Consider the following 11966-nt stretch of genomic DNA (forward strand, 5'->3'; position numbering starts at 1 on the left):
GATCTGACAGTAGAAACCGGCTTCAACTTCGGCGAGTCTTGGCTTGCGCCCACTTGCTGCAAGACTGGCAGTCAGAACACCCCAGATCCATGCAGCCCAATTCAGGAGAGTGATGAAGACTCAAGCCATGGATAAGGCTAAAACGGCAGTGAATGACTGCCTCTACCCCTTTGAGACGCTGCAGGTGGAACAGGGTTACCCCTCGACCGCACAATTCAAGGTCGTGCGATACCCTAATGGCAAGCGGGGTGGCATCAAGGCTCGCATCGACTTTGACAGTCGAGTACGCATCGCTCTGGTTTCAGGCTACGCAGTCAGCGAGCGCCGGGCGCATACGCTGCAACTGTCGCCGCGTATTCACTTGTACGATAGATGGTTCTGCGGCCTGATACGGCACTCCTGCAAGCCGAACGTGCTCCTGGACACCACGTACATGGAACTATGGACCCTGAACACCATTACCGCAGGCAGCCTGCTGACCCTGGATTACGCCATTACTGAAGACGCGCTTTACCGGCAGTTCGCTTGCCATTGCGGCGAGCTGAACTGCCGGGGCTGGATCACCGGCAGCAAAGAGCCGTTGAACGCCCAAGGCCTGGCCTGGTGGCGCGAAAACAAAAGGTCCTAGGCTTCGCCCAACGGACGCAGGCGGTACTGCGGCGGCAGTTGCTCGAAGCCACTGATGGTGGTGTTCAAGCTCTTCCAGCGACCGTCCTTGATGCCGTAGATGCAGCCATGGATCGACAGGCTCTGCCCACGATGCCAGGCATTTTGCACAATGCTGGTGTGACCGACATTGGCCACCTGCTGGATCACATTGAGTTCACACATGCGGTCAACGCGTTCTTCTTCAGTTGGCAGTTGAGCCAACAGTTCGCGGTTCTCGTAGTAGAGATCACGAATAGTGCGCAGCCAGCCGTCGATCAGGCCGAACTGGCGGTCCTGCATCGACGCACGCACGCCGCCGCAACCATAGTGCCCCGTGACGAGGATGTGTTTGACCTTGAGCACGTCCACCGCGTACTGAATCACCGACAGGCAATTGAGGTCGGTGTGCAGCACCACGTTAGCCACGTTGCGGTGCACGAACAGATCACCGGGCAACATGCCGACGATCTCATTGGCCGGCACCCGCGCGTCGGAGCAACCGATCCACAGGTATTCCGGGGTTTGCTGGCGGGCGAGCTTGGCGAAGAATTCGGGATCTTCCTGTTTGATCGCATCCGCCCAGCGTTCGTTGTTATCAAGCAGGTCTTGTAGTTCGTTCATCAGGGAAAGCCTCAGGAATGATGCGCAGTTTTGTGACTGACAACCCCTCGTCCGGGTCACGCCTGGCGCAAATTAGCTTGAATCTTTGGGGCTCAGCGCCTGTCCACACACTATAAGCCCCACAGTATGAGGATTGGCCATGACTGAATCACGACGTCCCTACGGCGCAACCCAGCCGGAACCGATCGACGACAACGAAGACCGCATGGGTTCGATGCGCGAGCTGGATTTTGACGAAGAGGACCAGACAGCGGAAATCGGCGATGAAATCCCGCGTGGCGAGCGCGAGCAGCTGATGCCCGACGAACGGGTACGAGAGGCCGGGATGACCGGGGCCTCGACCGCTGATCATGAATCAACCGATGATGATATGAGCCCGGAAACGCTGATTCACGAGGACGGTGCCAGAGATGCTTGGGAGGAAGGAGAAGACAGCCCGGCGGACTACGATCTGAGTGTTGTTGGTGAAGAGGATATTGGTGGCGGAAATGGCCTGGATGAGGCCGAACTGGCCGATCTGGATCCGCTCAACGGCAAACGCTGACACAACGCAGCTCAAAATGTGGGAGGGGGCTTGCTCCCTCCCACATTGGTTCCGGTATTTAGTCGACGAGGGTGCAAGCCATGACGACCGCGTCTTCGCGACCACCCACAGCAGGGTAATAATCCCGGCGACGGCCAATCTCATTGAAGCCATAGCGCTCATATAACCGAAAAGCCCCGGTATTGCTGTCCCGCACTTCCAGGAAGCATTCCCGCGCGTTGGCCGCGTAGGCACGGGACATCAGGTGTTCCAGCAGCGCCAAACCCAATCCGCGCCCCTGGTTTTCCGGTTTAACGGTGATGTTCAGCAAGTGCGCTTCATCGAGAATGATCTGCACCACCCCATGGCCCACCTGCTGCTCACCTTCGAACATCAGCCAGATTTGATACTTGCCCAGCCCGTCGAGAAAGATCCCTCGCGTCCAGGGATGGCTGAACGCCGCGTATTCGATTTTCAGCACCGCGTCGAGGTCGGCCTCGGTCATCGGGCGGAAGGATAAAGCCTCACTCATCAGTTGTTTTCCAGCGCGCCATCAGCCGGCGCATGGCTTGCCAGACATCAGCCTTACGCTGTGGCTCTTCCATTAATAATTCCAGACCCGGCAGGGCCCATACCGAACCCAGGCTGTCGACCTGCAGTTCGCGGTACCAGGCCTCGGCATTGGCTTCACCGGCAAACCGCACGGCAGGCAAGCCGATCAGCCACAGGCACACGCAGGGTTCGTCTTCCAGACGCGCCGAGACAAAGCCCTGGACAAAATCCCGCGCAGCTTCCGGGCCCTGGTCCATGGTGCCGCGTACCAGCAGCGGCCAGCGTACAGGCTCACCGATGATTTGCGGGCTGTCGGGCAGGCCGGCGGCGCGCAGCATGTCCTTGAGCAGCAGGTAGGCCGGGTCGCGGGACTGGAAGCGCTCGCCGGTGGGCAGCTCCACCAGCAACAGGCAACGCCCGGCCCGCAGCAATTGCAGGGCAAAGCGGGGCGGCGGCACTACCGGTGCCTTGACCACCGGCGCGGCCTCCTCCACCACCTTGGCAGCCTTGGTCACCGGCGCAGGGCGTGGCACTTCGATCTTTGCCCGTTCGACCACCGGGCGTGTTTCGACTGGGGGCTTGACCACCGCCACGGGCGCGGCAGCCTCTTCCCCCGACGACTCGAACGCCTCATAGGGCTCAAGCGCCTGCAACAACTCGGGCCGCGACGGCGCGGCAAACGGCAGTTCGGTGCGGGGCAGCCAGTTGACCACCTGCATGGCGGTCAAGTAAGCGCGACGTCGGGACTCGATAAGCACAGCTCGGCCACTTGTGGATAAGTAAAGAGCGGGGATTCTACCGCTGTTCGGCAACAATCGCCCACTGCGCACTGACCGGCTGTGGATAAATCCCGCGCCTGATGCAGTACAATCGCGACTTTTAATCGCCAACCAGCCGGCCATTCCCATGATCGAACCCAAGCGCGTCCTGCGCGCCCTCGCCGAACACTGGGCCTTACTTGAGCCTCTGTGCGAACACTTCGACCAAGGCACCCTGAGCCTGAGCGAGCTGCGCGCACAATTGGCCGCCCAACAACTGGACAGCACGCCCCAGGACATTACCAGCCTGCTGGACGTGTGGATTCGCCTGGATATCCTGGTACCTGTCGCCAAGAGCCCGAACCGTTTCGAGCTCAACGCGCAGATCCACGACTTCCTCGCTTATCTTCGCAAGGAGCACCGGCTTGGCCTGTGCCTGGAAATCGAAGCCTACCTGCGCCACCTCGAGCGTCTGGCCGGTTATATCCAGGACGCCTTTGACATCCGCGACGGCCATGACCTGGCCCGGCAACTGCGCTTGCTGGATATGCGCGTGCGCGACGTGCTGAAAAAACTTGCCAACGACGAACAGGCCCTCGCCGCCGTGGCCGATCGCGCCAAGACCAGCGACCGCCAGATCCCGTTGCGCCAGCGCTACGCCGAGGTGTTGGCAACCTGGGACGAATACGTCGAGCCGATGATTCAGTTGGTGAACGCTGACGGCGCCTTCGAGCAAGGCGTGCGCAAGGTGGAAAACGTGCTGCTGCGCATGCTCACCGAGCAACAGCGTCTTGGCCACCTGGTGGACGACGACATGCTGCTGCGCACTCACGCGCGCATCCTCGAAATGCAGACCAGCGCCCAGTTGACCTTGCGCCATGCGCGCGAGCTGCTGTTGCCGCTGCGCGAAGAAGCACGCCGGCATAACGCAGTGACTCGCGGCGCTGCGCTAGCCTTGTCGGCGATTCGCCGTAAAGGCCTGGACGCGGTGCCGCAAGCGGCGATGCCGATGTTCACCCGACCGCAAAGCACCTTCCTGGGCAGCGCCAGCCAGGTCGAGGCTTATGTGTATGCCCTGGCCAATTTCGAGCCGAAACCGGCGCGATTCCCCAAGGCGCACAAATCCCACAAGGGCGAAGCCCCGCGCGCGCCGCGTACGGTCAAGGAAATGCTCGAGCGCTGCGAAGACGCCCTGCCGATGCCGGACCTGATGACTTGGCTGCTGGAACAGGAGCCCGACGGCGCCACCGACGAATTGCTGTACTGGTTTTCACGCCTGTCCCGGGAAAAACGCTTCAAGCGCGAGCGCCTGGAACGTCGCGATTACCACACCCACGAGCATCAGGTCAGCCTGCGCTCCTTCGCCCTGCTCCCGGCCGGCGTTGACGCCACCGAGAATTCTGCGAGCACCCCTTATGCATCTTGATCTATCCGAACTGTCCCAGCTGGCGCCGATTTTTCGCGAGCTGTTCAAGGGTTACCACGTCAGCCGCCGCGACCCGGAGCTGTACGCGCAGCTGTCGAACTTCCAGGACCAGTACCGCACGCTGTTCAAGGCCTTGGGCTTTGAGCTGGTATGCGATACCCGCGGTTTCTACTACTTCGTCCCGGACACCGCCGTGGCTGCCGCGCAGGTCAACAAGACCGCCCAGCGCCTGGCCTTGTTTACCTTCATTCTCGTCGAGCACCTGGCCGACCAGGGCCGCGACCCGGTTGCCGTGCTCGACGGCGGCAGCCTGGGGCGCGACGAATTGCCTTCGTTGCTGGAGAAGTACCGCGACCTGTTTATCCAGGCCGAAGTGCAGACCCAGGAAGAGCTCGAAGAAAAAATCATGCGTCGCATGACCCAACTCGGTTTTGCCAGCGAAGACAACGGTATCTACCGCTTCCTGCCACCAATGCACCGTTTCCTCGACGTGTGCCTGTCGGTGCAACAGGACCGCGACCTCGCCGCCAGCGTGCACAGCGTATTGCCGCTGCCGGTGCCAGTGATCATCGACGAAGACAGCGATGAAAAACTGCTGAAGACCGATGACCCGCTGGACCTTAGCGCCTTCGATGAGGAAAGCGAAGAAGACGCCCTGGCCCGAGCCATTGCCGAAGAACAGGAAACCGACGTATGAGTAAGGAACGTTACGGCATCCGCCGCTTCGCCCTATTGAACACCGCCGGTTACAGCCTGGGCTTGTTCCCGCTGGAAGAGCCGCTGTCGGTGTACGGCGCGAACAACCTGGGTAAATCCGCATCCATCAACGCCTTGCAGTTCCCGATCCTGGCGCGCATGTCGGACATGAGTTTCGGCAAGTACACGCTGGAACAATCGCGGCGCTTCTACTTTGCCACCGATACCAGCTACATCCTGGTAGAAGTCTCCCTGCCCCACGGCCCGCACGTCATCGGCGTGGTCGGACGCGGGCCGGGCGGCGGTTTCGGTCACCAGTTCTTTGCCTATGCGGGCAAGCTGGACCTGGCTCACTACCAGAAAAACGACACCTGTCTGCGTCAGAAAGAGCTGTTTACCAACCTTGAGCGCGAGGGTCTCAAAGCCTACGAACTCAAGCCTGATGAATTACGGCGCTTGCTGGTGGGCGGCCATACGTCGATCCCGCTGGACCTGACCCTGATCCCGCTGCGCTCCACCAGCGAACAGAGCTTGAAGACGTTCCGTGCGTTGTTTATCAACCTGCTGCACATGCGCGAAATCACCGCGGCCAAGCTCAAGCAACTGTTCCTCGACGCGTTCGAACACAGCTTGCGTTCAGGCAGTGTCGACTACATCGCTGCGTGCGAAGAAGCCTTCCGTGATGTGCGACGCATGGAGCAGGACTACAACTCGCTGGTGGCTGCCGGGCCGTTGGTCGAGGCGTTGGCCAATGGCGTGAAACAACGCGACGCCTTGCGCGGCAAACTGCATCGCCTGTCACCGCTGCTGGATTCGTTGCTGGGCACCTGGTCGGACTACGCCAGTGCGCGCAAGGAAGAGCTGACCATCCAGGCCGAGCACTACCGCAACGAGCAGGACGCGCTGCAGAACGACCAGCGTGGCGGTACTCAGGAACTGATGCGTCTGGAGCGGGAGATCAGCGGTATCCAGCGTTGGCTGGGCGAGCTGTCGGTACTCAAGCATCGCTTTGCCCTGGTGGATGACGTCAAGGTGCTGGAGCAACAGTTGCTCGCCGCCAAGGACGCCCACGATGAACTGGCGGGCGCATTGGCGCAGTCGCGACAGTTCAGCGCCGAGGACCTGGACGAGCGTCTGCGCGACCTGGAAAAGCGCTTGAAGTCGGTCAGGCAGCAACTCGATCACGCCGACAACAACAGCTATGCCAAGCTGCGCGAGGAGTTCTCGCAACAGGATGTCGAACGTCTGATGCGCCTGTTCAACAGCTCGTTGTTCAGCCTGCCTCTGGGTGAGCACGGCATCACGCTGGATGAGGACGGCCAGTGGGTCAAATCCCTGGAGCAGATTCTCGATGGCTTCAAAGGCGAGCGCTTTGAAGTGCCGGGGCTGTCCATCGACATCTCGCACATCGAGCCGCCTGCGTTGCAGGCCCTGGCCGACCGCGCCGCATTGCGCGACCAGAAGGAGCGCCTGGAAAAAGAACTCAAGCAACTCAAAACCCAGCACGCCGTAGCTTCCGACCGCGCGGCGAGCAAGACCCAGACCGAAGCGCTGTATCAGCAGGTGCTGGATGCTCAGAAGGCATTGGAAGATTTCCGCCGCACCCAGACCCTAAGTGCAGAAGAAGGCGAGAAGCTGGAAAACCTGGCGCAAATGGAAGCCGCCCAGGATGAGCTGAAGCGCTCCAGCGATGCCTTTACCGAGCGCGTCCAGCAATTATCGGCCAAGCTGCAACTGGTCGGCCGCCAGATCGGCGATATGGAAGCCAAGCAACGCACGCTGGATGATGCGTTGCGTCGTCGTCAGCTGTTGCCGGCGGACCTGCCGTTCGGCACGCCGTTCATGGACCCGGTCGACGACTCCATGGACAACTTGCTGCCACTGCTCAATGACTACCAGGATAGCTGGCAGGGCTTGCTGCGCGCCGACGGCCAGATCGAAGCCCTGTACGCTCAGGTGCGCCTCAAGGGTGTGGCCAAGTTCGACAGCGAAGATGACATGGAGCGTCGCCTGCAGCTGCTGATCAACGCTTACGCGCACCGCACCGATGAGGCGTTGACGCTGGGGAAGGCACGCCGAGCAGCGGTGACCGATATTGCCCGTACCCTGCGCAATATCCGTAGCGACTACGACAGCCTTGAACACCAGTTGGCGTTATTCAACCGCGAGATCAACAAACGCCAGGTCTCCAACCTGCAGAGTTTTCGCATCGTGCTGGCGCCGAACAAGGAAGCCCTCAAGCATATCGACCAGATCATCCACAGTGCTGGCCAGTATGAAGAAGGCGAAACGCTGTCGGTGTTCGACCTCAGCCAGAGCGCCGAGCAGGACAACAAGAACGAAGAGGCCAAGGAATACCTGGCGCGCCTCGTTGCGGCCAACCATAACCAGCTGGGCCTCAAGGACTTGTTCGAACTGGCGTTCGAGATCACCAAGGTGCACGGTCAGCCGGTGATTCATACCGACATCGATGGCGCCGCGTCCAACGGCACCACCATGACCATCAAGGCGCTGACCAACATGTACTTGTTGTTGCACTTGATGGACCGTGACCAGGCCGGCCGTGTGCGTTTGCCGTATTACCTCGATGAGGCTGCAGACATTGATGAGAAGAACCAGGCTGCCTTGCTGGAAACCAGCTTGCAACTGGGCTTCGTGCCGATCCTGGCCAGTGTGAAGCCGCAGGTCTCCGCCCAGGTGGCGATCGACCTGGAAGGCGGCAGCGGGCCGAACGGAATCTACATTGATGAGGCGGACTGGAAATACATCCGTCGCCATGATGTGGTGAAGGCGACGATGAATGTGCAAGCCGATGAGCCGGAGCTGGATGAGGTCTGACGCGTTGCGCTGACATGCAAAAAGGCCGCGATCTTTTGGATCGCGGCCTTTTTTTCGGCTTGGGATTTGCGGTGTGTTTGTGGGCCTCATCGCGGGCAAGCCCGGCTCCCACAGTTGGAATGCATACTTGCTGAAAATGCATATCCCTGTGGGAGCCGGGCTTGCTCGCGAAGGCCGCGCATCGGTTTATTTACCGAGTGGAATCTTGGGCGCCCAGGTCAGCCACTCATCTTCAAACTTATCGAACAACGGGAAGGTCTGCTGTGGCCGTGCCGGGTTGCCCATGCGTTCGCCATCCGGCGTGGCAAAGGCGATACCGCCGGCCACCAAGGTCTCCAGGGACTCGGTGCGCACCGTCGCGCCCTTGAACAGGCCGAAGTCGAGACCGAAGCCGCTGGTGTTCCAGAAGCGACTGCCACTGCGTACCAGGGGTGCGTACTTGGGCTCGATCAGGATATGCACCAACACACGGTCGGCGGTCTGGCCCAGTTCATAGCCGGTGACCTTGCCCACGGTGACTTCACGGTAAGTGACCGGCACGCCTTCTTTGAGCGAACCACGGCGAGCGGCGCTGAGTGTCAGGCTCAGGCCTTGCTCCTGATGGACAGCCTCCGGCGGCTGATCCAGTGCAACAAAGTTTTTTTGCGGCCCGGCATTTTTCACCGCAGGCTGCACCTCGATGTATTGCCCGGTGACCAGGGTTTCAAGATTGGAGGTCTTCATCAGGCCCAGCTCCGGCTTGACCACCCAGAACTGGCTGCCTGCGCGGGCGATACGATCAGCCACCTGAGTAATACGGGCGCGCAGCAATACGGACTGCATGTCGGCGCTGAGGTCGACGCTCTCGACCTTGCCAACATCGAGGCCTTTGAAGCGTACGGCTGTACCGGGGCGCAGGCCGTCGGCACGATCGACCTTGATCGTCACCAGGGTGCCATGCTGATTCGCGGCGTCACGGTCGGCGAACAAACGGAAGCGCGGGATACGGTGCTTCAGGGGAACGTTGGGCTCCGGTGTTTCGAAGGCGATACCGCCGGCCATCAGGCTGGCCAGGGATTCGCTTTTGACCTGGATGCCACCGGTGAGCCCACCAGTGAGAGTGACACCGCTGGCGTTCCAGAAACGTGTCGAGCCGTTGACCAGGCCTTCATACTCTTTCTCGATATGAACGCCGATCACGAGTTGCTTCTTCTTGCGTGAAAACTGGTAGCTCTGCACCGAACCCACCTTGACCTGTTTGTACAGAATCGGGCTGCCGACATCCAGCGAGCCCAGATTGTCGGTGAGCAGCACCATGTGCAGGCCGGGGGAGCGCAGGTCTAACGGCGGCGCCTTGGCGCGGGCCACATACTCACGTTGTGGCGGGGTGCCTTTGTCACCCGGGCGGATCGCGATGTAGTTACCTTTGACCAGTGCTTCCAGGCCGGTGATGCCTGCCAGGGAGATGGACGGCTTGACCACCCAGAATTGCGTGTCCTGGACCAGGTAGTCTTCGGCCAAAGGATCAAGGGTCAACTCGGCGCTGGCGCTGGACAGGTCCGGGTCGATCTTCAAGGTTTTCAGGCTACCAACCTGGATGCCTTTGTACATGACCGGGGTACGCCCGGCCTGGAGGCCTTCGAAATCGGTGAGTTTGACCTTGACCTTGATGCCGGCTGCGGCGGCATCGAAGTCCTCGTACAGGCGAAAAGGCAGGCTCGGGTCGGTGGGTGGGCTGTCTTGGCGATTCTCAGGCGTGGCGAAGGCGATACCACCGGCCACAATGCTGGAAAGCGATTCGCTGCGCACCTTCACCCCGGAGAGGTTGGCGTCGATACTGATGCCGCTGGCGTTCCAGAAACGCGTGTGCTTGCGCACCAGGCTGGCGTAGGTCGGCTCGATATAAACCTTGATCTCAACGATGCTCTGGTCTTCGGACAACAGATAGCTTTTGACCTGGCCGACCTGAATCTGCTTGTAGAACACCGGACTGCCACGGTTCAGCGAGCCCAGGCGGTCGGCCTTGAGCGTCAGGTGCAGGCCCGGCTTGGCGTCGGATAACGGTGGTTCTTCAGAGAGCGCCTTGAACTTGCGCGTGGGCTCACCATCGCCCGGGCTGGCGGCGATGTAGTTACCCGAAACCAGGGTCTCCAGGCCAGTGATGCCGGCGAGGCTGACGCTGGGCTTGACCAACCAGAAGCGGGTGTTGGTCTTGAGATATTGTTCGACGTCCTTGTTCATCTCGATGGTGGCGATCACCCCGCGATTGCTGCCTTCGTCATCCAGGGCCAGGGTCTTGACCTTGCCGACGGTCATGCCTTTGTAGACCACTTCAGTCTTGTTGACTTGAATACCCTCGCCGCTCTCAAAGCGAACCTGAATCTCAAGACCTTGCTGGGAGTAGGCGCGCCACCCCAGCCAGCCACCGATGATCAGGGCAATCAGGGGCAACACCCAAATAGCCGACCAATTGGAGGCCGGGCGGGTTTTAGCTTTAGGCAAATCACTCATGGTCGTCGTCCGACTCCGTGTTATCCCAAATCAGTCGGGGATCGAAAGTTACTGCGGCAAGCATCGTCAAGATCACCACACTGGCGAACGCTGCAGCGCCGAGATTGGCCTCGACACTGGCAAGTCGCCCAAAGTTAACGACCGCCACCAGGATAGCGATCACGAAGATATCCAGCATGGACCAACGGCCAATGAATTCGATAAAGCGGTACATCACAATGCGTTGTTGCGCGGACAGCGGTTGGTGACGCTGCACCGAGAACAGCAACAGGCCGATGCCTACCAACTTGAATGTCGGCACCAGAATACTGGCGATGAACACCACGGCGGCGATAGGAAACATGCCGTGCTGCACCAGCTGGATCACACCCGCCATGATGGTACTCGGGTCGCCTTGGCCGAGGGAGTTGACGGTCATGATGGGCAACAGGTTGGCGGGGATATACAAGATTGCTGCGGTGATCAGCAATGCCCAGGTACGGGTGAGGCTATTGGGGCGACGCGCATGGATCAACGCGCCGCAACGGGTACAGAGTTGCTCGTCGGTATCCGCTTCTTGCTTGTTCAATTCATGGCATTCGGTACAAATCAGAATGCCTGCATCAATCGCCCGCATGGTCATCCTCTCCTGACAGTGCTTGCCAGATCTGATGGGGTGACATCACCACCTCAAGCAGAACTTGAACCATTAATAAACTGACGAAGCAGACCAGACCCAGGCCGATCGTGATGGAGGCCATGTCGGCGAGCTTTACGATTGCCACCAGTACGCCCATCAAGTAGACCTCCAGCATCCCCCAATCCTTCATATGGTGGTAGATGCGGTACAACAACAGCCCGTAACTGCGACCGATGTTCCAGCGGATGCTGAGCAACACTGCCAATTGGCAGAGCAGCTTTAGCAAGGGGATCCCCATGCTGCACAAGAACACAACGGCAGCAACGCCTTGCATACCGGTATCGAATAAGCCAACAACGCCGCTCCATACGGTGTCCTCCGAGGACTGCCCGAGTAGATTGAGCTGCATGATGGGCAAAAAGTTCGCCGGGATGTAAAGCAGCAGGGCCGCAAGTACTAAAGCAAGGCCCCGCTCGACCACATTGTGGCGGTGAGCATACAACTCGTAGCCACAGCGTGGGCACTGGGCTTTTTCGCCAGGGGCGAGCGCTGGCTTGCGCATCAGCAAATCGCACTCATGGCATGCCACCAGGTCGTCCAGTGGTAAATCCGACACCTCAACGGCATCAACCGGATCGGGCATAGATAGGGCTCTGACTCTAAAATAGTTAGGTGGCTATTCTAGTGCTCTGGCTCGGAAATAACTGTGCAATTTTGTCGGGCGATTGAGGGATGCCAGCCGTGCGCGGATAGAGTGGACACTTTTCGACCGCCCAAAACAAAACCCCTGTTTGC

Annotated in this window: 11 protein-coding genes; 5 read left to right on the plus strand and 6 right to left on the minus strand. The window is 60.0% G+C overall.

Going from position 1 to position 11966, the window contains the following annotated elements; genetic code table 11:
- Positions 1–112: 112 nt before the first annotated feature.
- Positions 113–628, plus strand: a complete 516-nt coding sequence (locus tag TK42_RS16575; RefSeq protein ID WP_032878050.1) for a hypothetical protein — start codon at positions 113–115, stop codon at positions 626–628.
- On the opposite strand, the gene can is transcribed toward TK42_RS16575, so the two are convergent.
- Positions 625–1269 (minus strand): carbonate dehydratase, encoded by a 645-nt coding sequence (gene can / locus TK42_RS16580; protein WP_005784518.1) that lies wholly within the window; start codon positions 1267–1269, stop codon positions 625–627. The genes TK42_RS16575 and can overlap by 4 nt on opposite strands.
- Before the next feature lie 139 nt (positions 1270–1408).
- On the opposite strand from can, the gene TK42_RS16585 reads away from it, so the two are divergent.
- The gene (locus tag TK42_RS16585) at positions 1409–1813 is read left to right on the plus strand and encodes a serine kinase/phosphatase (protein ID WP_103734687.1); all 405 of its coding nucleotides are present in this window, start codon (positions 1409–1411) and stop codon (positions 1811–1813) included.
- A 58-nt stretch (positions 1814–1871) separates the two neighbouring features.
- Here TK42_RS16585 and rimI read toward each other — a convergent pair whose 3' ends face one another.
- Both rimI and TK42_RS16595 read right to left on the minus strand, forming a co-directional pair.
- Positions 1872–2324: a ribosomal protein S18-alanine N-acetyltransferase gene (gene rimI / locus TK42_RS16590; protein WP_003188286.1), complete on the minus strand. Its 453-nt coding sequence runs from the start codon at positions 2322–2324 to the stop codon at positions 1872–1874.
- The gene (locus TK42_RS16595) at positions 2317–3063 is read right to left on the minus strand and encodes a hypothetical protein (RefSeq protein ID WP_050549356.1); all 747 of its coding nucleotides are present in this window, start codon (positions 3061–3063) and stop codon (positions 2317–2319) included. The genes rimI and TK42_RS16595 overlap by 8 nt, the downstream gene beginning before the upstream one ends.
- A 187-nt stretch (positions 3064–3250) precedes the next feature.
- On the opposite strand from TK42_RS16595, the gene mksB reads away from it, so the two are divergent.
- The 3 genes from mksB to mksF are packed head-to-tail and all read left to right on the plus strand — an operon-like array spanning position 3251 to position 8062.
- A complete protein-coding gene (mksB, locus tag TK42_RS16600) occupies positions 3251–4528 on the plus strand; it encodes an Mks condensin complex protein MksB (RefSeq protein WP_005784507.1) in 1278 nt (425 codons plus the stop codon).
- Positions 4518–5225 carry an Mks condensin complex protein MksE gene (gene mksE, locus TK42_RS16605; protein ID WP_032878054.1) on the plus strand — a complete coding sequence of 236 codons (708 nt, stop codon included), beginning with the start codon at positions 4518–4520 and terminating at the stop codon, positions 5223–5225. Before mksB ends, mksE begins: the two co-directional genes overlap by 11 nt.
- Positions 5222–8062, plus strand: a complete 2841-nt coding sequence (gene mksF / locus TK42_RS16610) for an Mks condensin complex protein MksF (RefSeq protein WP_103734688.1) — start codon at positions 5222–5224, stop codon at positions 8060–8062. Before mksE ends, mksF begins: the two co-directional genes overlap by 4 nt.
- 186 nt (positions 8063–8248) lie before the next feature.
- Here the strand turns inward: mksF and TK42_RS16615 are convergent, their stop codons facing one another.
- The 3 genes from TK42_RS16615 to TK42_RS16625 are packed head-to-tail and all read right to left on the minus strand — an operon-like array spanning position 8249 to position 11814.
- Positions 8249–10552: a PqiB family protein gene (locus TK42_RS16615; protein WP_103734689.1), complete on the minus strand. Its 2304-nt coding sequence runs from the start codon at positions 10550–10552 to the stop codon at positions 8249–8251.
- On the minus strand, positions 10545–11168 hold the full coding sequence (locus TK42_RS16620) for a paraquat-inducible protein A (protein WP_032878056.1): 624 nt from the start codon (positions 11166–11168) through the stop codon (positions 10545–10547). Before TK42_RS16620 ends, TK42_RS16615 begins: the two co-directional genes overlap by 8 nt.
- Entirely contained in the window at positions 11155–11814 is a 660-nt protein-coding gene (locus TK42_RS16625) for a paraquat-inducible protein A (RefSeq protein WP_103734690.1), read from the minus strand. The genes TK42_RS16620 and TK42_RS16625 overlap by 14 nt, the downstream gene beginning before the upstream one ends.
- Positions 11815–11966 lie beyond the last annotated feature (152 nt).

It is taken from the genome of Pseudomonas sp. GZJR-8 (genome assembly GCF_002916705.1).
Classification (GTDB): domain Bacteria; phylum Pseudomonadota; class Gammaproteobacteria; order Pseudomonadales; family Pseudomonadaceae; genus Aquipseudomonas; species Aquipseudomonas synxantha_A.